Genomic DNA, 19,495 nt, shown 5'->3' on the forward strand with positions numbered 1-19,495 from the left:
GATTAGGTGCGGCGCTAACAGCTAGGGCGTCGCCGACCCCTGAGCGTTTGGCATTGACGCGTCCGGATGACGCGGATGCGCATCCGGCGCCGCGACCAACACATAGACCGCCGGCACCACGAACAGCGTGAACAGGGTGCCAATGCCCAGCCCGGAGGTGATCACCAGGCCGATGTCGAAGCGGCTCACGGCGCCGGGGCCGCTGGCGGTGAGCAGCGGGATCATGGCCACCAGCATGGCGACCGTGGTCATCAGGATGGGGCGCAGGCGGATGGCCGAGGCCTGTTGCACGGCGGCGGACTTGTCGAGCCCGTCGCGCTCGCGCAATTGATTGGCGAATTCGACAATCAGAATTCCGTTCTTGGCGATCAGGCCAATGAGGGTGATCAAACCCACCTGGGTATAGATGTTGATGCTAGAGAAACCCAAGAACAAAAACACCATGGCCCCGGCGATGGACAGGGGCACCGACATCAGGATGACAAAGGGATCGCGCCAGCTCTCAAATTGGGCCGCCAGCACAAGGTAGATGATCAGCAGCGACAGGAAGAAGGTCGCTTCGAGCGCGCCGCCCTCGGTCTTGAACTGGCGCGACTCGCCCTTGAAGTCCCAGCGGAGATTGCGCGGGAAAATCTCGGCGGCCTGTTCTTCCAGATAGCTGAGTGCGTCCCCGAGCGAGACCCCAGGCATCATCACGCCGGACAGGGCGATGGAATTGAGCTGCTGGAACTGGGTGCGCTTGGATGGGACTACCTCGTTGCGCAGGCTGACCAGGGTCGAGAGCGGGATGAGTTCGCCACTGGCGGTGCGGATGTGGTAGTTCTCGATCATTTCCGTGGTGGCGCGCGCCTCGGGGCTGACCTGCGGGATGACCTTGTAGCTGCGTCCCTCGAGGCTGAACCAGTTCACATAGTCCTGATTGAGCATGACCGAGAGGCTGCGCCCGAGCGCCTGCATGCTGATGCCGAGATCTCCGGCCAGGTCGCGGTCTATCTCAATGACGGTGCGCGGACGGCTGTACTCGACGTCCTTCTGCAGGAAGATGAACTTGCCGCTGCCCATGGCGGTGCCCAGCAACTGATCGGCAAAGCCGTTGATCTCCTCGATCTCGCTGTCGGAGAGGATGACGAACTCAACCGGAATGCCATTGCCGGGCGTCGGCAGGCTGGGGCGCGGAAAGGCCACTGTCTGCAGGCCGGTAATCTGCCCAAGCGCGCCCTGGAGCTGGGGCTGCACATCCATTTGCGAACGCTCGCGCCGCGAGGGCGGCGACATCTTGAAGCCGCCAAAGGTCATAGTGGTGTCGCCGCCCATGCCGGCGAGCAGGAAGCTTTCCTGATACTCGGGAAAGGTCTCGAAAATCTCCTGCATCTGGCGCACATAGCGCACGTCGAAATCGATGGTGGCGGTCTGGGGGGCGGTGCCCATCACGAACAGAATGCTCTGATCCTCGGTCGGCGCCAGTTCTTTTTCCGTCATCTCGTACATCACATAGATGGCGCAGATCACCACGATGGCGACCAGGATGGTCGCCGCTGGATATTTCAGCCAACTCGCCAGCGCGCGACCATAGATTCGCGCGAGCCAGTCAAAGAATTGCTCGACCAGATGTTCGAAACGGCTTGAGTCCTTGCTTGAATGCAGCACCCGCCCGGCGATCATGGGCGAGAGGGTGAGTGCCACCACGCCGGAGATCAGCACCGCGCCGGCCAGGGTGAAGGCAAACTCGGTAAAGAGCGAGCCGACCAGCCCGCCCATGAAGCCAATGGGCGCGTATACGGCTACCAGGGTGGTGGTCATGGCCAGAATGGGCAGCCCGAGTTCGCGCGCGGCATCCACGGCGGCGCTAATGCCGTCCTTGCCCATTTCCAGATGCCGATGGACGTTCTCCACCACCACGATGGCATCGTCCACCACCAGCCCAATGGCCAGCACCATGGCCAGCAGGGTGAGCAGGTTGATGGAAAAGCCCATCAGCAGCATCAGGAAGGCGCCGCCGACCAGGGCCAAAGGCACCACCAGGGAGGGAATCAGGGCCGCGCGGATGGACCCCAGCGACAGGAAGATCACGAAAAGCACGATCAACACCGCCTCGCCCAGGGTGGTGAAGACCTCGCGGATGGACTCCTCGATGAACTCGCTCGCATCGTAGGGGATGTGTGCTTCGAGCCCTTCGGGGAATTGGGCTTCCAGGCTCGGCAGCGTCTCGTGCACGCGCTCGGCGACCGTCAGCGGATTGGCCCCCGGCGCCTGCTCGATACCAATAAAAATCGCCGGGATGCCCTTGTAGAGCGTCTGGGAGTTGTCATCGGCTGGGCCGAGTTCCACGCTGGCGATGTCATTGAGACGCACTAGGGCGCCGCCTTCCTCGCGAATGACCAGTTGGCGGAAGTCGGCCACGTCGCTCAGATCCGTGGTGGTGCCGAGGTCAATCTGCACCAGCTCACCGCGCAGCTGGCCGATGCCGGCCAGGTAATTGTTGGCCTGCAGCGCGGTGGCCACCTGCTCGCCAGAGATCCCCAGCGCGGCCATGCGGTCGGGGTCGAGCCACACGCGCATGGCGAAGGTCTGGTTGCCAAAGATTTCCGCTTGGGCAACGCCTTCGAGCGCCTGCAACTGGGGCTGGGCGACGCGCAGCAGGTAGTCAGTGATCTGCGATAGCGACATCTCGCGACTGTAGAAGGCGATATACATCAGCGCCGTGGTGTCGCCGGTGGTCGAATCAATCACCGGATTCTGCGCCGCCTCCGGCAGCACATTGAGCTGACTGGCCACCTTGGCCTGAATTTGCGCGACGGCATCATTGGCCGGGTAATTCAGCCGCATGTTGGCCTCGATCACCGACACGCCCTGGCTGCTGGTGGCGCTGAGAAAATCAATCCCATCGGCCTGGGCGATGGCCTGTTGCAGCGGCGTGGTGATAAAGCCCTTGACCAGCTCGGCGCTGGCGCCCGGGTAAGCCGTGGTGACAGTGACCACGGTATTTTGTGTCTCCGGGAATTGGCGTACCTCCATCTCGAAGATAGCGCGCAGTCCGAGCACGAATATCAGCAAGCTCACGACGCTCGCGAGCACCGGCCGATAAATGAAGATGTCGGTGAATTTCACTGCGCGGCATCCCCGCTGCCAGCCGGTTCGTCCTCGGTGATTCGCACCTCGGCACCATTGCGCAGTTTCACCTGTCCGGCGGAGACCACGCGATCGCCTTCTTCCAGCCCAGATAGCACGGCGACGCGTTGGTCGCGCACCGCGCCGGTTTGAATCTGGCGGCGCTGTACCACCAGTTTACCCGCCTGCTCGCCCTCGCCGTCGAGGATCATGAACACCGAGTCGCCATAAGTATTAAAGGTGATGGCCTCACGCGGCAGGGTCAGCACCTGATCCTGCTCTGGAAGCAGGGTGGCGACCTTGGCGAACATGCCGGGGCGCAGCCGATGATCGGGATTCTTAAGCAGCGCGCGCACCCGCACATTGCGCGTGGCCTGATCGACCGCCGGGCTGATTGCCTGAATGGTGCCGGGGAAGGAGGCATCCGGATAGGCCGCGACCCGCGCCTCGACGGTCTGGCCGACGGCGATTTGGGCCAGTTCGCGCTCGGGCAGGGCGTAGTCAACGTAGACAGGATCCAGTGCCTCCAGCGCGACGATGCTGGTCCCGGCGGCCAGGTACTGACCAAGATCGACCTGGCGGATGCCGAGTTGACCGGCAAAGGGGGCGCGAATGGTTTTTTTCTCGATCACCGCGCGCTTGGCGGCCACCTCGGCCTCGGTCTGTTGCAGGCGGGAACTGGCCTCGTCGAAATCGCCCTGGGACACGGCACGATCGGCCAGCAAGCGGCGGTTGCGGCCAAGCTGGGTCTCGGCCAGACTGCGCGCGGCCTCCAAGCCGGCCAGATCGGCCTCGTCAACCTCGGTGTCGAGCTGCACCAGCGCCTGGTTTTTCTCCACCATGTCGCCAGATTCAAACAAAATCTGCTGCACCTGCCCTGGTACCTGGTTGCTAACCATCACTCCCTGCACCGCCTGCAGCGAACCGACGGCATGCAACTCCGGCTGCCAGGTCATGGCCTTGACTCGCGTGTCAGCAACCGTGGCTGGCGGTTGCGGTTGGGAGAACATGGCGATTTCGCCCTGAATCTGGCGATACTTTAAAAAGCCCAGACCACCGACGACGATGGCGACCACAATGAGAACAAGCAGAAGGCGACGCAGCATGGCGGAGAATTATCCAAATAGTGTGTAACCGATCAATGGTTCCAGCCGGGTGACGGGGCCGTACCTGAGATGGATGGGGTTTTCGGGTGTGGCACGGATTTCCCCAGGGCGGGAATGCCAAAGGTGCTCATGATAACAGCTACCGCCCGGGCTCGATTGGGGCCGATGCCTGGAGTGCTGCATAAGCCGACGCCCCGAGCCGCTGCCCCGAACCACTGGGATCTGAACCAACAACAAAGCTATCACCTTAAGCCGGAAGGAGGTGCTTCCGCGGCTTGGATGCGGGGCTCTGGACTCCTAAGCGAAGGTAAAATTGGGTGAGATAACTTGGTTTGAATAGCAGTTAGCACACTTCGCTTTGCATAACCTGACTTGTATCCTTAGATTGCCCAAAATATTAAGTGTTTAACGTGTCTTCTGTGTCTTCTATGTCTTCTGTGTCTTCTGTGGATTGGTTTGCGGCACGCGCGGCCTTGTTGGCGGCGATGCGCGCCAACCACCATTTCAACAGGGTGACACTGAGCAGGATGCCAAGCCCCCAGGCGACCAGCAGATAGGAGGAGGGGAGCGTCCAGGCCGCGCTGCCGGCCAGGGCCAGCGCGGACGCGCTAGCGGCAAGAAAGAACACGCCCAGCACAAAAAAGACCGTCCAGCTCAATGCCATGGCGCCATAGCGTTCCGCCATGGATAGCACCACCAGGGTTCCGGGCAGAGCCAGCGAGGCGATCAGGAGCATGGAGGCAATGGTCCACCAGCCGATCTCCGGCAGACTGCTAATGATCAGGGGTTGCAGTGTCTGGCCGGCCAGCAGCCCAGCGGCGGCCGCGACCAGGCCCAGAATAATGTCTCGGTGAATAGCGCCCTGCATGCTCCGAGGCTTTCCCGTCATGATTCTCCTCCCTATGAATGTTGTCCGGATGATTGTCCAGATCCTGTCTGTAAAACAGCAGCTCGATTCTCCGGGGCGGTGATGCCCCATGAGCCTAAGTTCCAATGACCATCCGGCCATTTTCCCTAGGTCTTGTTGTCCGCCGCAAGCTGAATCTTTGGGTTTGAAGCCGAGCCTCCCCTGACTCCCAGGCTCCGGTTGTTGTGCGTAATGGAGTGAGCGAGGCGCTAGCGGCGGGCAAGGCCGGCTGATCGGCGTGCCGGGGACTGGGTTATACTCCGCGGCCCCGGCATTGGCGCCGGGACCGATGTTTCGCGCAGGCTTGAATCATGTCATCCCAAACGCACAGTATCCAGTTAGCATCCGTGGGGTCAGCATACGCAGAGTCAGAATCCGCGGAGTCAGCCTCTGGTGGCCCGGTGTTCAACCGCTCCCTGTCGGTCGTTATCCCACTCTATCAGGAAGCCGAGAATGTCGCGCCCTTGCTGGAGCGCGTGCACCATGGGCTGACTGATTATGCGCACCCCTGGGAGCTGATTTTGGTCGACGACGGCAGTCGCGATCAGACCCCGGCGCGGCTTGAGGAGGCTGCCGCGCAATATGGCGAGCATGTGCGGGTAATTCGCTTGCGGCGCAATTTCGGTCAGACGGCGGCCATGCAGGCAGGTTTTGACGCCGCGCGCGGGACCTTTATCGCCACGCTCGATGGGGACTTGCAGAACGATCCAGCGGAGATTCCGCGCCTGCTTGATGAATTGGTCGAGCGCGATCTCGACCTGCTGCAAGGCTGGCGCCAGAACCGCCAGGATGCGCTCATTATTCGCAAAATCCCCTCGCGTATCGCCAATCGGCTGATTGGCAAGGTCACCGGCGTGCGCCTGCATGACTATGGCTGTTCGCTCAAGGTCTATCGCGCCGAGGTAATCAAGGAAGTGCGCCTCTATGGGGAGATGCACCGCTTCATTCCGGTGTGGGTGGCGTCCGTCACCTCGCCCGCGCGCATTGGCGAGACGGCGGTCAGCCATCGGGCGCGGCAGTTTGGTCAGTCAAAATACGGCATCTCGCGCACCTTCCGGGTGCTGCTCGATCTGCTCGCGGCCTTTTTCTTCCTGCGCTTTGGTGCGCGGCCGGGGCATTTTTTCGGCTCCATCGGGCTGGTGTTTGGCGCGCTTGGATCCTTATTGATGGCGCATTTGCTGGTGGTGAAGTTCATTTTCGGCGATGACATCGGCCAGCGTCCGCTGCTGTTCATCGCCATTCTGCTGCTGGTCGCCTCGGTGCAACTGCTGACCACGGGCGTGTTGGCCGAGATGCTGGTGCGGACCTTCTTTGCCTCCGCTGGGCGCACCCATTATGGGGTGTTGCCCCAAGAGTCCGGCGCCACTTGGGGTTGGAGGCGACCGGACTGATGCCTCCCATCGCTGCTCGTCTGAACAAGGCCCTAGGCACACTCAAGTTGGGTTTGCCCGAGGGGCTTCTGACCTCCCCCTGGCTGCTGCCACTGATTGTCTGGCTGGTGTTTTTCTGGCAGCTTGGCGGTCCACCGCTCTATGACTTGGACGAAGGGGCCTTCACCGAGGCGACCCGGGAGATGCTGGCGAGCGGCAATTTCATCACTCCGTACAAGGATGGCGAGCCGCGCTACGACAAGCCGGTGATGATCTACTGGTTGCAGGCCGGCTCGGTGTCGCTGCTGGGCTTGAATGAATTCGCGCTGCGCCTGCCCTCGGCCATGGCCGCGAGCCTGTGGCTGCTGGCACTCTGGCTGTTCGTGCGCCAGCGACTGGACAGGGAAACCGCCACGGTGGCCGCGCTGGTGATGGCTCTGTCGCTGGAGATCGGCCTGATCGGCAAGGCGGCGGTGGCCGACGCGGTGCTGAATCTGTTCATCGCTCTGGCTTTTTTCGATGTCTATCGCTATCGGCTTGCGCGCCTGGCGGATTCGCCCCGGTCGCGTGGACTGCTGTGGCGGGTGTATCTGTGGCTGGGCCTAGGCTTTCTGACCAAGGGCCCAGTGGCGGTCTTCTTCCCACTGCTGGTTAGTCTGCTCTTTGCTCTGACCATGGGCTGGCGGGAGATCAAAGTTTGGCTGGGCGCGGTGTTCGAGCCGCGCGGCTGGCTGGTGTTCCTGGCGGTGGCCGCGCCCTGGTATCTGGCGATTTATCTGGATAACGGGCTGGGGTTTTTCCAGAGTTTTTTCTTCAAGCACAATCTCGGGCGATTTGGTGGCGTCATCCACGGTCATGAGGGCTTTCCCGGCTACTATCTCGCCATGCTGCCTCTGGTCATGCTGCCCTTTAGCGGCTGGTTGCTGGCGGTCTTGCCGGCGTTGCGGCGCATCTGGGCCGATCCGCTCGATCGCTTTCTGCTGCTGTGGTTTCTCTGCGTGCTGGCGGTGTTTTCCTTCTCCAGCACCAAGCTGCCGCATTATCTGGTCTATGGGCTGACGCCGCTCTTTATCATGCTCGCGCGACATCGCGAGCGCCTCACTCAAAGCGGGTTCAACCGCTGGTTGGCCTTGCTACCGGCGCTGATCTTTGGGCTGGTGCTGCTCGCCCTGCCGCTGGCGCTCGGACCCCTGGCCGAGCAAGCCGACAAACCGCATGAAATCGCGCTCTTCGAGCTGGGGCGCGAGGTGCTTGATGGCTTCTACCTGCTGGGTATGGTCGCGGCGCTGGTGCTGCTGGTCAGCCTGTTTTGGGCGCATCGGGTCGCACTCTGGCAGCGGGTGGTGCTGGCGGGGGTGATTCAGACGCTGGTTGTCCATGGGCTGCTGGTGCCACGGGTGTTCGAGGTGATGCAGGCGCCGGTCAAGGAGGCCGCCTTGCTGGCCCGTCAGCTTGACGAGCCCACGGTGGTTTACAAGACCAGCATGCCGAGCTTTAGTGTTTATCGGCGGGCAATCACCCCTGATCGCCAGCCCGAGCCGGGAGATCTGGTGTTTCTCCGCATCGATAAACTTGAGCGCCTGCAAGGGCTCTATCCCTCGGAGCAGCTTGAGACGCTGTTCCGGCGCGGGGCTGTCGCGCTGATGCGGGTCGGCGAGCCGCCAGCGGCGGCCGTGGAGGTGCCTGATCATGGCTGAGGGGCTTTTTGGTTTTTTCGGGCGCGATCTGAACAGCGCGCTGCAGCAGGGGCTTAAGCGCGATCTGGCCGCCAATGCCAAGGCCGCGCGCGAACTGCTGCTCACCGCGCTGGCGCTCGCGCTGCTGGCGCTGGGGCTCTACCTGGCCGGCGGCTATCACACCGGCTTCGCGGAGCTGAACACCTGGGCGCGGGCCTATCCGCCCTGGCTGTGGCAAAACCTGACGCTGTTGGGTGATGAACATCTGGCCTTCGCGCTCACGCTCTTTTTCTCGCGTCGGCACCCGCGGGTGTTCTGGACGCTGATCTGCGCCGCGCTCATTGGCGCGGCCTATGCACGCGGGCTCAAACCGCTGATTGATGCGCTACGACCGCCGGCCGTGCTGGAGGCCGGCAGTTTTCAGCTGATCGGCCCCGGGCATCGTCATCACAGCTTTCCGTCCGGGCATGGCGTGACGGCTGGGGTTTTATTTGGCGTGCTGATGTACCACGCGCGCTGGGTGGAGTGGCGGCTGTTGTTTCTGCTGTTGGCGCTGCTCGCGGGCTTGAGTCGCGTCGCACTCGGCGTGCACTGGCCGGTTGATGTAGCCGCCGGCCTGGCGGGCGGCTTGCTGGCCGCCTGGCTGGGAGCGGGGCTCGCCAGGCGCTTGCCTTGGGGCGTGATCGACACCAGTGTCCATCTGGCGCTAGTGACCTTGGCCGTCATCATGGCCATTGCCCTGGCGTTGGCTGGACGCGGCTATCCGGACGCGCTCTGGCCGGGGCGGGTACTGGTGGCCATGGCACTGCTGAGCGCGCTGTTGAGCTATGTGGTCGGGCCCATGGCGCGTTATCTTTGGATGCGCCGGCGCGCGGTTTTGGAACGAAGCTTTTGACTTGGGAGGCGAAGGATGCAAGATCGGCCAACGATTAAAACGGCGATTCCAAAAGGACGCTATCAAATCGGCGACTATTCGGCGACGCTCCTGAGCGAGATCGAGAGCCCGGATGTGCGTGCGTATCGCTTCATCCTCGCCTTTGTGCCGGACGGGCAGCGCGAGCCGAGGTTTTATGTTTGCAGCGAATCCGCCGCCGATCCCTCCCAGCCGCGACTCTGCCATCTGCGGGTGGTGAGCGAGACCTTGTCCGAGATCGTCGACAGCGATCCGCGCTGGGCAGACGCGGATATCTTTGCCGAGCAGGCGCTGGAGCTTGGCGCCCAGGCGCTGGGGTTGTCGAAACAGCAGATCATTAAGCTGTTGTAGTCAGGCTGTTGTAGTCAGTTTTCCAACGATAGGATTAACTGCCATTGCGCGTCCGTCACCGGCATGATGGACAGCCGATTTCCCTTGCGAATCAGCGGGAAGTCGCCAAGCGCCTCGGCCAGTGGCTCTTGCTTGAGTTCAGCCAGGGTAATGGTGCGCGCCAGATGCCGAACATAACGCACATCGACCAAAAACCAGCGCGGATTCTCTGGCGTGCTCTTGGGGTCGAAATAGCGATGCGCGGGGTCAAAAGCCGTTGGGTCGGGATAGCCTGTGCTGACAATCTCCATCAGCCCGACAATGCCGGGCTCCTTGCAGTTGGAATGATAGAACAACGCCTGGTCGCCGGGCTGCATCTGGTCGCGCAGCATGTTGCGGGCCTGATAATTGCGCACCCCATCCCAGGGTTCGGTCTGTTTGGGGCGGGCAAGCAGGTGCTCGATGCCAAAAACCTCGGGCTCGGACTTCATCAGCCAATACGCCATGGAGTTGTCTCCGCAAAGGGGGTGAAACGGCTGGACCTGGGCGAAGTGATGGCGTTTTTTGCGCACGGATTCCGCCAGCGTCCGTGGGACTGCTTTATGATAGTCACCAATCATGGTCCGCGGAAAACCCGTATTCCCGCGTGGCCCGAAGCGACCCCGAGGGCGTGATGACGATGACACCACAAGACCTGATCAAAGAAACCGAACATCTCTTCTCCCTGCCGGACGTGGCGCTGCGGGTCAATCAACTCATCGACGAACCCAGCACCCGCCCGGCGGATCTGGCCGAGGTCATTCTCTACGATCCGGCTCTGTCCGCGCGCCTGCTGCGGCTGGTCAACAGCGCCTACTACGCCCGCCCGTGCCCGATCGAGACAGTCACCCAGGCCATCTCGCTGATAGGCTTCAGGCCGCTGCGCGATCTGATCCTCGCGACCTTCGCGGTCGAGATGTTTCGCGGCCTGCCACCAGAAAAAGTCAACATGGAGCGCTTCTGGTTCCATGGCGTGGCGACCGGAATCGCGGCACGCGAGCTGTCAAAACGCCGTGGCGTGCGTGAGGGTGAGCGATTGTTTCTCGGCGGATTGCTGCACAGCATCGGCAAGCTGGTGTTTTTTAGTTACTGCGCGGACGACTACGCCGAGGTGCTGCGGCTGATCGATGATGAACGCCTGTCGGTGATCGAGGCCGAGGAACGGGTGTTTGGCTTTAATTTCGCCGATCTTGGCGCCGAGCTGCTGCGCGCCTGGCGTTTTCCCGAGTCGATCTGGAAGGCGGTGGCCTATCAGCTCGATCCCGACCAGGCATCGGATTATCGTCTGGAGGCTCTGATTGTGCAGGGTGCCGAGCAGGTCGGCGGTATCGTGCAGTCCACCGCCATCGATGGTGGCGAGGCGCTGGCCACCAGTGCCTCGGACTACCTGAAAGGACTGGCCGAACGGCTGGGCTTACCGGCGGATGCGCTCGACGAACTTCCCGGCGACATCAGTCTGCAGGTGGTCGAGGTGTTCGAGATTCTGGTGCCGGGCGCCTCGGTGGTGTACTAGACCCCATGGTCGCGCGGTCGCGGCGCAGCCCATGAATGCCACCCGGGCGACGCCGGGCACGGCGGATTTCGCGCGTTATCTTGAGCGGCTCAAAGAGCGCTACCGGGATCGCATCACCGGCGAGTTGACCCTGCCCGCTGCCCGTGCGCGCTTTGGCGAGCTGCCGGATGATCTGCATCCGCGTCTGCGCGCGGCGCTGGAGCAACGAGGACTGAACGGGCTCTACAGCCACCAGCGCGAGGCCTGGGATCTGGCGCGGGATGGCCAGCATCTGGTCATCGCCACGCCGACTGCCTCTGGCAAAACCCTGTGCTACAACTTGCCGGTGATCGACGCCGTGCTCTCGCGCCAGGCCAAGGCGCTCTATCTATTCCCGACCAAGGCGCTGGCGCAGGATCAGGTCGCGGAGTTGTCTGAACTCAATCAGGCGGGGCAGGGGATGCAGGGTGAGCCGGGCGCCACGGCTGAAACTACCCTCGGCATTAAGGCCTTCACCTTCGACGGCGACACACCCGGCGATGCGCGCAAGGCGGTGCGCACCCGGGGCGATATTGTCCTATCCAATCCCGACATGCTGCACCAGGCCATCTTGCCGCATCACACCAAATGGGCGCAGTTTTTCGAGTCGCTGGCCTTCGTCGTGGTCGATGAGCTGCACAGCTATCGCGGTGTCTTTGGCGCCCATGTCGCCAATGTGTTCCGCCGCCTCAAGCGCGTCTGTGCCTTCTACGGCGTGCAGCCCCAGTTCATCATGGCCTCGGCCACTATCGGCAATCCGCAAGAACTCGCCGAACGGTTGATTGGCGCGCCGGTCGCCGCCATCACCGATAGCGGTGCACCGCGCGGGGCCGCGCATCTGCTGCTGTGGAATCCCCCCGTTATCAACCCGGATCTCGGCATCCGCGCCTCCGCCCGCTCCCAGACCACCAGGGTCGCGCGCTCGGCGATTAAGGCCGGGTTCAAGACCATCGTCTTCGCCCGCTCGCGGTTGATGGTGGAGGTCATCACCAAGTATCTGAAAGATGTCTTCGACCGCGATCCGCGCCGCCCGCCGCGCGTGCGCGCCTACCGCGGCGGCTATCTGCCAAGCGAGCGCCGCGCCATCGAACGCGACCTGCGCGCCAGCCGCGTGGATGTGGTGGTTAGCACCTCGGCGCTGGAACTGGGCGTGGACATCGGCAGTCTGGATGTGTCGGTGCTGAACGGCTATCCCGGCACGGTCGCCGCTACTTGGCAGCGGCTGGGGAGGGCAGGGCGGCGCAATCGTCCCAGCCTGGGCGTGCTGGTCGCCAGCAGTTCGCCGCTCGACCAATACATTGTGCGCCATCCGGAGTTCTTTCTCGGTCGCTCGCCCGAGCAGGCGCGCATCCAGCCCGATCAATTGCTGATCCTGATGGACCATGTGCGCTGCGCCGCTTTCGAGCTGCCCTTCCAGGAAGGCGAGACCTTCGGCAACGAGGATCTCGCCGAAATGCTCGGCTACTTGCGCGACCAGGGCCTGCTGCAATACCAAAGTGGGCGCTGGTACTGGATCGCCGACAGCTATCCGGCCAACGCGGTGTCATTGCGATCGGTCGCCGAGGGCAATTTTGTCGTCATCGACATCGACGCCGGCAAGCAAACCATCATCGCCGAGGTCGATTACAGCAGCGCGCCCGGCACGCTTTATGAAGGCGCCATCTACATGGTGCAATCCCAGCCCTATCAGGTCGAAAAGCTCGACTGGACCGGGCGCAAGGCTTTCGTGCGCAAGACTCGCGCCGACTATTACACCGATGCCATCGACTACACCCGCCTGAAGATTCTCGACCGCTTCGACCAGCAGCGCAGTGCCCAGGCCGCCAGCTGCCATGGCGAAGTGCATCTGGTGCGCCGCTATCCCGGCTACAAAAAAATCCGCTACTACAGCCACGACAACATCGGCTACGGCAACATCAACCTGCCGGATCAGGAAATGCACACCACCTCGGTGTGGTGGCAGGTGCATCCCGAGGCGCTGGCGCAAACGCTGCCGCAACGCGAGCGCGCCATCGAAGGCTTTCTCGGCGCCGCCTATGCGCTGCACCATGTCGCCGCCCTGCGCGCCATGGCCGAGGTCAGCGATCTCGGTCGCGCGGTCGGCGACGGGCAGGGCACCTGGTTCGCCACCCTCGGTAACGACGGTCGCGGCCAAGTGCGCGGCCCGGACAACCAGCCGGTCGAACTGGCCCCCACCGGGCGCTTCGAGCCGACCTTGTTTCTCTACGACAACTACCCCGGCGGTGTGGGCCTATCCGAACCCCTCTATCGTGACGCGGCGGTGCTCATCGCCGACGCCCGCGCCCTGGTCGCCGCCTGCGACTGCGCCGGCGGCTGTCCGGCCTGCGTCGGCCCGATTCTGCCGGGGGATGAAGAACGCGCGCAGCATCCCAAGGCCGTGGCGTTGCTGGTGCTGGCGTTGCTCGGAGGAAGCGCTGAAGAGTCCAAGAGGCCGGAGCGGCTGTTGGCGTCTTGAATTTCGATAATTCTGCAGCGATGCACTAGCCTTTTAAGTCGCGGTATAAATTCTCATGCGGTCCCAAGCTCAGCCCAAGCTCAGCCCAAACTCAGCCCAAGCTCAGCAGGGTGCAGAGGGCTTCATCCTGGATGTAGGCAAGGAGGAAGCGCTGATGGATGCAATCGAGTTTGAAGACGCGAACACCAGCGAGATCACCCTTTTTCTGCTGACCACGGGATGGCTCCTCAAGGATGCTGCGAATGGCGGCATTGACAGCCTCGCGCTGATTGGGATGAAGCCGCTTGTACGCGCGCTTGAAAGCGGGGCGTTGGGCGAGTCGTGGCGTCATTGCCCTGGCAAGTCGAAGGGCTCGGAGGATTCCTCTAGCGCCTGCAGCGTATCGCGCACGAACTCAATGGGCAGGTCAGGATTGTCGAGCGCGGCACGGCCAACCTTGGCCCAGTAGGCGATCTGCTGTGGAATCGAGCGCATTTCGGCGCTGGCTTGCGACTTGGCGGCGGCATAGAGCTTGTCGTCAATGCGGATGGAAACGCTCATCTTGAAAATCCTGTGGCGATCTGCGACAAATGCAGTTTATGTTCGATTGTTTGGTTTGCCAAGGCACAAGTTTTGGCGGAATTTGTGAATTCTGGAGTCCGGCTTCGTGGAACAAGCGATCCGAGATAGCATCGCCTATCGCCAAGCTGAACAAGCGTTTATCGCACGCGGGTTGAAGTCGCGGGATCAGGCACGCCAGTCGGGGCGCTATAGCGAGGCATCAGCCGTGTTGGATCGCCTTCAAGGGGTGCTTGATGAGGTCAAATTCGCCGAGCCCTCGGGATGAGGTATCGGGTTCGCTTCACGCCGGAAGCCGAGGCCGATCTGGTGCGGCTCTACGCCTCAATTTTTTGTGCGCCGACCCAATCGACGCGACGCCTCCGGAGCGCTGACCGCAACCCATGGCAATGCAGGGCCAGGGCCAAGCCATGAGCCTGAAATCCCGGCTTGACCGGCTGCGCCAGCAGTCGGCACCGATGTCAGCGCCGTCAATGCCGGTCGACTCGCATCCGGTTGCGGCGGATTTGTTGGATTCGAACCCCATTGCCCCGGATCAGCTCGGTTTGGCGCACGACATCGCGTCCCAACAGCCCCAATCATCCGGTAGCCCCGCCAACACGGACAGGCGTGAGCCCGGTCTAGCCGAACGCATCGCGCGACTGCGCCCGCGTGCGCTTCAACCGCCCATGCGCCGGGGCGACGAACGCGCCCTGGCCGATATCCTGGGCGCCGAACAGCTTGCCCCTGGACTCTTGCGTTTATCGCAACAACTGGACGCGACCCGACCCCATGGCCGTTTCGCGCCCGCGCTGGCAGCAGGCGGCGCCTCGGACCCACTCAGCGACCTGACCGACCTGGCGCCTGGCCCACCCGAAACCTGGTGCTTTCTGGACACCGAAACCAGTGGCCTGGCCGGCGGCACCGGCACCTGGGTGTTCCTGTTCGGCGCCGCGCGTTTGTCATCCGGGCCGGGCGAGAGCGGCCCGGACGTGACACTGGAACTAGAACAGTATCTGCTCACCCGCTTGGACGCCGAAGCCCTGATGCTTGAACGGATCGCCGCGTCCCTGGCCGATGCCACATTGATGGTCAGCTACAACGGCAAATCCTTCGACATCCCACTGCTGGTGACTCGCTGCCGTCTGGCCGCCATGGGCGGTCCGCCCAGCATTCGCGACCTCGGCCAACAACTCGAACACCTCGCGCATCTCGACCTATTGCATCCGGTGCGCCGCGCCTATGCCCGGTGCTGGCCCGACTGCCGTCTGGCAAGCGTCGAATCCCGCCTGCTCGCCTTTGATCGCGGCCAGGATCTCCCCGGCAGCGAAGCCCCCGCCGCCTGGCTCGACTGGCTGCGCCACGGCGATCTGACACAACTGCCCGCCGTGGTCGAGCACAACCGCAAGGATCTGCTCTCCGTCGCCGCGCTCATGCCGGCCTTGGCCAGTGTTTACCGCCAACCGCTGAGCCATGGCGCCGACAGCGCTAGCGTGGCCGCGCACTGGATCAAGCGGGGCAAGATGGAACTGGCACGCGCGCTGCTGGAATCCAGTGTGAACGGCCAAGCCGCCGAGCCCGAGGCGATTAGACTGCTCGCACAACTGCATCGCCGTGATCGCAATTGGCCGCGCGCGGTGGAACTCTGGGAGAGGCTAGCGCGCGATAACCAGCCCGATGCGCTGGAGGCGCTGGCGAAGTTTCACGAACACATCGCCCGCGACCCGCACCGCGCCCTCGACTATGCCAGCCGTTTGCCAGCCGACCCAGCCAGTGAGCACCGTCGCCAGCGTTTGCGCACGAAAGTGAAGGCTGCAAGCGAAAGCCAGCGGCTCCTATGACGCCACGCCCAGCGCATCGCCGCAAAATTCAGGGACGGATAAGAATGACCGACCGCGTTAAGCTCAGTCTCCCACGCGCAGCAAATTCCACGGTAGCGCCATCACATTCTCGGCAATCCAACGCGGCTCCTCGACCGCGCACAGCAGCGCGCCTGTGGCGATGGTCGCCCGCGGGTAAGCGCGGCGAAAGGCGTTGATGCCGGACGCCATGCGCCGGGTGGGCGCGGCGGTGAGCTTGAATGCAAAGGGATACAGCCAGTCGTCGTGCTCCAGAATCAGGTCGACTTCCGCGCCGCCGGCCGAGCGCCAGTGAAAGCAGGCCGGGCGCGCGGGCAGCGTCGCGGCCTGCTTGAGCATCTCCGCCGCCATGGCGGTCTCGAACAAGGCGCCAAACAAGGGATGGCTCGGCAGCGCCTTGGGCGTCGAGAGCCGGGCGTGATGGCAGGCAAGGCCGGTGTCGGCGATATAGCCTTTTGGTCGGCCAGACACTCGTTTGGTCGCATTTCCCGAATACGCCGGGATTTCCGTCCATTGGTAGGTCGCGGTCATCATCGCCAGCCAGCGCCGCGCGCTTTGCCCAGCCAAGCCAATCTCGCGACCAAGCTGACTGTAGTTGATCTCCTGCGCGGTTAGCGCGCTCATCAGCCCGATGAAACGGCCGAACTGCTGCCAGTCCTCGACCTCACCCTGCAAGCGCAGATCGCGCTCGACGTAGGTGCGATGGTAACCGAGCCAGAAATCCGGGATTGCCGCCGATTCAATCACCCGGGCGCGTGGCAGGGTGCCGCGCCAAAGCCACTCGGTCAAGGCGCCGGGGTAACGGGCACCTGCCCGCGCCTCGGCGAGGAAGTCATTCCTTCGCTCCAACCAGCGCGGCAGCCAGGCCCCTTGGGTGTCGGTGATTTCCAGCAGGGAGAAGCCGTGAAGGTCCAGAAAGGCCGCGCGACCGGCCAGGCTTTCGGTCAATTCGCGTAACATCTGCCACTGTTGCGAGCCGGTCAACAGATGCTGACCACACAAATCCGGCTGGCGATCAACATGCCGCTTGATGGCGCCGGCAAGCTCGGGCGCATATTGGATCTCATCAAGGATTGCGGGTGGCGGGTGGTTGCGCAGGAAAAGGTCGGGCTCGGCGCGCGCGTTCTCGATATCCAGGCTGGGATCGAAAACCACATAATCGATATCAGGAAAACAGTGCCGCAACAGCGTGGTTTTACCGACCTGGCGGGCGCCGCCGACGATCACGACAGGAAAGCTGCGCGCGAGCAGGCGCAAGCGGTCGGTTTGTAGGCGCGGATGGTACATGCCTTGCAAATTAGTGATGTCATCGCCGATTTGCAAGGTTTTCTGCGATCTTGCTTGACTGCGCGCTTTCCCGTGATCCCCTACAGCAACCCATCGAGCGGACTGCGCACCCCCTGGCCGCCGCGATTGAGCACATGGGTATAGATCATGGTCGTGGACACATCCGCATGCCCCAACAACTCCTGCACGGTGCGAATGTCATAGCCTGATTCCAACAAATGGGTCGCGAACGAATGCCGCAGACAATGGCAGTTCACCCGCTTGGTAAGACCCGCGCGCTCGGCTGCTGCGCTTCGATGGCAGCTCGGTCGAACTCAGCTATAAGGACTATGCCGACGGTAACCGGCGCAAGGTGATGACGCTCCGCGGCGAGGAGCTGCTGCGCCCGTTCCTGCTGCATGTGTTGCCTAAAGGCTTCATGCGCGTGCGCCATTTCGGCTTCCTTGCCAATCGCTGCCGGGCCAAACGACTGGTGGCGATCCGCGGCGCATTGGCGGCACCGCCACCCGCGCCCGCCCGAGCAAAGACCGAGCCCGCCACCTACGCCGGTCACCCCTGCCCGACGTGCCGCAAGGGACACCTGCGCGTGTGTGCGCACCTCGCACCCGTGCGCCGCGATCCCGGGGGTAACGCGCGCCGCTGATCGCGACTCGGAACCACCAACCTTGTCAACTCGGACAGGCCGCCGCCGGCCTGTGGTCAACACTCGCCTCGTACTCGGAAAACCGCCTATACTGGGGGCGAAAGACACCTAAATTCATGCCCGTCGCAGCACGCATGCTCGACTTATGTCCCTCAGGCGTCCAGCACAGCCGACGTTTTGCGCCGCCCGGTTGCCGTCAGCCCCAGCAGCGAGGATACAATCCCCTCTTGTCGACGCGGGTCGTGCCGAACTCAGGCACCGTGCAGGGAGCGGATTAGTCCAACAAACATTTATCCGTCGTGCGTGTCGAACTCAGTACTTCGACGGGACCGTCTGTGTGGCGCACGCCGGATAAAATGTTTTTTTTTAGGAAAGTCAAAAGATCCCAGATGCGTGGTAAATTGAAATGGTTAATTATAAAGAATACATCACAATTGAATCTGGAAAGCGGTCGGGAAAACCTTGTATTCGAGGTTTGAGGATTACTGTCTATGATATTTTAAATATGCTCGCAGATGGAATGACACATAAGGAAATCCTTGATGATTATCCAAAACTAAATGATGAAGATATTCTTGCTTGCCTTGCCTTCGCCGCAGAAAGAGAAAATACAATTAGAAGGCTAAGTGCATGAAATTGTTATTTGATAACAATCTTTCTCACAAGCTAGCGCAGAAACTGGAAGACATTTTTCCTGGTTCGAGCCATGCAATGATCGAACATCTTGATGAATCTAATGATCAAGAAATTTGGTTGTTTGCGAGAGATAACGATTTCACGATAGTAACAAAAGATTCTGACTTTAATGAAATAAGGTTATTAAAAGGCTTTCCTCCGAAGGTAATATGGCTGCGCATAGGAAATTGTCGTGTAAGCGACATAGAAAGAATAATCAGAGATAAATACATAATTTTGATAGAATTCCACAAAAACATAATCTCAGGAATTATTGAAGTTGATTAATTAAAAAACAGGACAAACTAAGTAACTCAGAATAAAAGGTGAATCAAACGAGTTGAATCAAAAGTGAATCAAAAGGGTCAGGTTCGGTTAAATTTTCAAGTCCGCATCTATTCGGTGAATTGGCCTAACACGATGCTCCAGTTGAAGCCGGTTTCGCTCTCGCTTAATCTGCTCGGCTGAGATTGGCGTTTAGGCAATAAAATCAGAGTGACTGATGGGTTTTGAATGGAATCCCTAAAAAGCTGAGAATAATAACAGAAAACATGGTGTTTTCTTTGAAGAGGCAACTTCTGTATTCGGAGATTCCCTGTCTGTGACGTATCCCGATCCTAAACACTCAATAGATGAAGAGCGTTTTGTAATAATTGGGCTTTCCGATAAACAGAGGATTCTGGTTATTTCTCACCTGCATCACGGTAAAACCGTAAGAATCATCAGCGCTAGACTCGCAACAAAACGGGAGCGGCGATTTTATGAGCATGGAAATTGATAACGAATTAAGCGACGAACTTGAAGATGAATATGATTTTGTCAAAATGAAAGATGGTGTTCGCGGTAAATATGCCAAGCAATATCACGAGGGTGTGAAACTTATTATGCTTGAGCCTGATGTGGCAAAGATATTTCCTGACGCAAAGTCTGTCAACGAGGCGTTAAGGACTTTGACAAGGATTATTCAGCAACACGGAAAAGCAGCCTAACGAGTTGCTTCAGCCGAAGCCGGCTTCGCTATCGCTCAACCGGCTCGGC

Annotated in this window: 18 protein-coding genes and 3 pseudogenes; 13 read left to right on the forward strand and 8 right to left on the reverse strand. The window is 61.3% G+C overall.

The window, feature by feature from the left end:
• Positions 1-21: 21 nt before the first annotated feature.
• The 3 genes from Thiowin_RS10585 to Thiowin_RS10595 all read right to left on the reverse strand — a co-directional run bounded on the left by Thiowin_RS10585 (position 22) and on the right by Thiowin_RS10595 (position 5,103).
• The gene (locus Thiowin_RS10585) at positions 22-3,108 is read right to left on the reverse strand and encodes an efflux RND transporter permease subunit (protein WP_328987699.1); all 3,087 of its coding nucleotides are present in this window, start codon (positions 3,106-3,108) and stop codon (positions 22-24) included.
• Positions 3,105-4,214: an efflux RND transporter periplasmic adaptor subunit gene (locus tag Thiowin_RS10590; protein WP_328987700.1), complete on the reverse strand. Its 1,110-nt coding sequence runs from the start codon at positions 4,212-4,214 to the stop codon at positions 3,105-3,107. The genes Thiowin_RS10585 and Thiowin_RS10590 overlap by 4 nt, the downstream gene beginning before the upstream one ends.
• A gap of 397 nt (positions 4,215-4,611) precedes the next feature.
• Entirely contained in the window at positions 4,612-5,103 is a 492-nt protein-coding gene (locus Thiowin_RS10595) for a hypothetical protein (RefSeq protein ID WP_328987701.1), read from the reverse strand.
• A gap of 329 nt (positions 5,104-5,432) precedes the next feature.
• Here Thiowin_RS10595 and Thiowin_RS10600 point away from each other — a divergent pair, with 329 nt between their 5' ends.
• The 4 genes from Thiowin_RS10600 to Thiowin_RS10615 are packed head-to-tail and all read left to right on the forward strand — an operon-like array spanning position 5,433 to position 9,431.
• Positions 5,433-6,512, forward strand: coding sequence for a glycosyltransferase family 2 protein (locus tag Thiowin_RS10600; RefSeq protein ID WP_328987702.1), 1,080 nt, complete (start codon positions 5,433-5,435; stop codon positions 6,510-6,512).
• Positions 6,512-8,188 (forward strand): ArnT family glycosyltransferase, encoded by a 1,677-nt coding sequence (locus Thiowin_RS10605; RefSeq protein WP_328987703.1) that lies wholly within the window; start codon positions 6,512-6,514, stop codon positions 8,186-8,188. The genes Thiowin_RS10600 and Thiowin_RS10605 overlap by 1 nt, the downstream gene beginning before the upstream one ends.
• On the forward strand, positions 8,181-9,062 hold the full coding sequence (locus Thiowin_RS10610) for a phosphatase PAP2 family protein (RefSeq protein WP_328987704.1): 882 nt from the start codon (positions 8,181-8,183) through the stop codon (positions 9,060-9,062). The genes Thiowin_RS10605 and Thiowin_RS10610 overlap by 8 nt, the downstream gene beginning before the upstream one ends.
• A gap of 15 nt (positions 9,063-9,077) precedes the next feature.
• The gene (locus tag Thiowin_RS10615) at positions 9,078-9,431 is read left to right on the forward strand and encodes a hypothetical protein (protein WP_328987705.1); all 354 of its coding nucleotides are present in this window, start codon (positions 9,078-9,080) and stop codon (positions 9,429-9,431) included.
• Positions 9,432-9,445: 14 nt separating this feature from the next.
• On the opposite strand, the gene Thiowin_RS10620 is transcribed toward Thiowin_RS10615, so the two are convergent.
• Positions 9,446-9,916, reverse strand: a complete 471-nt coding sequence (locus Thiowin_RS10620) for an EVE domain-containing protein (protein WP_328987706.1) — start codon at positions 9,914-9,916, stop codon at positions 9,446-9,448.
• Positions 9,917-10,083: 167 nt separating this feature from the next.
• On the opposite strand from Thiowin_RS10620, the gene Thiowin_RS10625 reads away from it, so the two are divergent.
• Together Thiowin_RS10625 and Thiowin_RS10630 are read left to right on the forward strand one after the other, a co-directional pair.
• Positions 10,084-10,962, forward strand: a complete 879-nt coding sequence (locus Thiowin_RS10625) for an HDOD domain-containing protein (protein WP_328987707.1) — start codon at positions 10,084-10,086, stop codon at positions 10,960-10,962.
• Positions 10,963-10,993: 31 nt separating this feature from the next.
• Positions 10,994-13,456, forward strand: coding sequence for a DEAD/DEAH box helicase (locus tag Thiowin_RS10630; protein ID WP_328987708.1), 2,463 nt, complete (start codon positions 10,994-10,996; stop codon positions 13,454-13,456).
• A 91-nt stretch (positions 13,457-13,547) separates the two neighbouring features.
• Here the strand turns inward: Thiowin_RS10630 and Thiowin_RS10635 are convergent, their stop codons facing one another.
• On the reverse strand, positions 13,548-13,787 hold the full coding sequence (locus tag Thiowin_RS10635) for a type II toxin-antitoxin system RelE/ParE family toxin (protein WP_408034188.1): 240 nt from the start codon (positions 13,785-13,787) through the stop codon (positions 13,548-13,550).
• The gene (locus Thiowin_RS10640) at positions 13,784-13,996 is read right to left on the reverse strand and encodes a TA system antitoxin ParD family protein (protein WP_328987709.1); all 213 of its coding nucleotides are present in this window, start codon (positions 13,994-13,996) and stop codon (positions 13,784-13,786) included. Before Thiowin_RS10640 ends, Thiowin_RS10635 begins: the two co-directional genes overlap by 4 nt.
• 106 nt (positions 13,997-14,102) lie before the next feature.
• On the opposite strand from Thiowin_RS10640, the gene Thiowin_RS10645 reads away from it, so the two are divergent.
• Positions 14,103-14,282 carry a hypothetical protein gene (locus tag Thiowin_RS10645; protein ID WP_328987710.1) on the forward strand — a complete coding sequence of 60 codons (180 nt, stop codon included), beginning with the start codon at positions 14,103-14,105 and terminating at the stop codon, positions 14,280-14,282.
• A gap of 142 nt (positions 14,283-14,424) precedes the next feature.
• Positions 14,425-15,834 (forward strand): ribonuclease H-like domain-containing protein, encoded by a 1,410-nt coding sequence (locus Thiowin_RS10650; protein ID WP_328987711.1) that lies wholly within the window; start codon positions 14,425-14,427, stop codon positions 15,832-15,834.
• Between the two features lie 63 nt (positions 15,835-15,897).
• Here Thiowin_RS10650 and Thiowin_RS10655 read toward each other — a convergent pair whose 3' ends face one another.
• Both Thiowin_RS10655 and Thiowin_RS10660 read right to left on the reverse strand, forming a co-directional pair.
• Positions 15,898-17,175, reverse strand: coding sequence for an ATP-binding protein (locus tag Thiowin_RS10655; RefSeq protein ID WP_328987712.1), 1,278 nt, complete (start codon positions 17,173-17,175; stop codon positions 15,898-15,900).
• Between the two features lie 44 nt (positions 17,176-17,219).
• Positions 17,220-17,390 (reverse strand): annotated as a pseudogene (locus tag Thiowin_RS10660) (tyrosine-type recombinase/integrase); the annotation flags it as partial.
• Positions 17,391-17,419: 29 nt separating this feature from the next.
• Between Thiowin_RS10660 and Thiowin_RS25280 the strand changes: the two are divergent.
• From Thiowin_RS25280 to Thiowin_RS10685, 5 genes and pseudogenes are all read left to right on the forward strand, one after another.
• Positions 17,420-17,782: pseudogene (locus Thiowin_RS25280) on the forward strand (transposase); the annotation flags it as partial.
• A gap of 406 nt (positions 17,783-18,188) precedes the next feature.
• Entirely contained in the window at positions 18,189-18,416 is a 228-nt protein-coding gene (locus Thiowin_RS10670; RefSeq protein ID WP_328987713.1) for a DUF433 domain-containing protein, read from the forward strand.
• Positions 18,413-18,745: a DUF5615 family PIN-like protein gene (locus Thiowin_RS10675; RefSeq protein ID WP_328987714.1), complete on the forward strand. Its 333-nt coding sequence runs from the start codon at positions 18,413-18,415 to the stop codon at positions 18,743-18,745. The genes Thiowin_RS10670 and Thiowin_RS10675 overlap by 4 nt, the downstream gene beginning before the upstream one ends.
• Positions 18,746-19,043: 298 nt before the next feature.
• A pseudogene (locus Thiowin_RS10680) lies at positions 19,044-19,235 on the forward strand (BrnT family toxin); the annotation flags it as partial.
• A complete protein-coding gene (locus Thiowin_RS10685; RefSeq protein ID WP_328987715.1) occupies positions 19,219-19,446 on the forward strand; it encodes a hypothetical protein in 228 nt (75 codons plus the stop codon). The pseudogene Thiowin_RS10680 and the gene Thiowin_RS10685, both read left to right, overlap by 17 nt.
• Positions 19,447-19,495: the final 49 nt, after the last annotated feature.

The organism is Thiorhodovibrio winogradskyi, assembly GCF_036208045.1.
In the GTDB taxonomy this organism is placed as follows: Bacteria; Pseudomonadota; Gammaproteobacteria; order Chromatiales; family Chromatiaceae; genus Thiorhodovibrio; species Thiorhodovibrio winogradskyi.

What these genes read in the sequence shown, in the direction of transcription:
- Thiowin_RS10590 (WP_328987700.1), bottom strand. Translation starts at nt 4,214, where the DNA reads ATGCTGCGTCGCCTTCTGCTTGTTCTCATTGTGGTCGCCATCGTCGTC.
- Thiowin_RS10595 (WP_328987701.1), bottom strand. Translation starts at nt 5,103, where the DNA reads ATGACGGGAAAGCCTCGGAGCATGCAGGGCGCTATTCACCGAGACATT.
- Thiowin_RS10600 (WP_328987702.1), top strand. Translation starts at nt 5,433, where the DNA reads ATGTCATCCCAAACGCACAGTATCCAGTTAGCATCCGTGGGGTCAGCA.
- Thiowin_RS10605 (WP_328987703.1), top strand. Translation starts at nt 6,512, where the DNA reads ATGCCTCCCATCGCTGCTCGTCTGAACAAGGCCCTAGGCACACTCAAG.
- Thiowin_RS10610 (WP_328987704.1), top strand. Translation starts at nt 8,181, where the DNA reads ATGGCTGAGGGGCTTTTTGGTTTTTTCGGGCGCGATCTGAACAGCGCG.
- Thiowin_RS10615 (WP_328987705.1), top strand. Translation starts at nt 9,078, where the DNA reads ATGCAAGATCGGCCAACGATTAAAACGGCGATTCCAAAAGGACGCTAT.
- Thiowin_RS10620 (WP_328987706.1), bottom strand. Translation starts at nt 9,916, where the DNA reads ATGGCGTATTGGCTGATGAAGTCCGAGCCCGAGGTTTTTGGCATCGAG.
- Thiowin_RS10625 (WP_328987707.1), top strand. Translation starts at nt 10,084, where the DNA reads ATGACGATGACACCACAAGACCTGATCAAAGAAACCGAACATCTCTTC.
- Thiowin_RS10630 (WP_328987708.1), top strand. Translation starts at nt 10,994, where the DNA reads ATGAATGCCACCCGGGCGACGCCGGGCACGGCGGATTTCGCGCGTTAT.
- Thiowin_RS10635 (WP_408034188.1), bottom strand. Translation starts at nt 13,787, where the DNA reads ATGACGCCACGACTCGCCCAACGCCCCGCTTTCAAGCGCGCGTACAAG.
- Thiowin_RS10640 (WP_328987709.1), bottom strand. Translation starts at nt 13,996, where the DNA reads ATGAGCGTTTCCATCCGCATTGACGACAAGCTCTATGCCGCCGCCAAG.
- Thiowin_RS10650 (WP_328987711.1), top strand. Translation starts at nt 14,425, where the DNA reads ATGAGCCTGAAATCCCGGCTTGACCGGCTGCGCCAGCAGTCGGCACCG.
- Thiowin_RS10670 (WP_328987713.1), top strand. Translation starts at nt 18,189, where the DNA reads ATGGTTAATTATAAAGAATACATCACAATTGAATCTGGAAAGCGGTCG.
- Thiowin_RS10675 (WP_328987714.1), top strand. Translation starts at nt 18,413, where the DNA reads ATGAAATTGTTATTTGATAACAATCTTTCTCACAAGCTAGCGCAGAAA.
- Thiowin_RS10685 (WP_328987715.1), top strand. Translation starts at nt 19,219, where the DNA reads ATGAGCATGGAAATTGATAACGAATTAAGCGACGAACTTGAAGATGAA.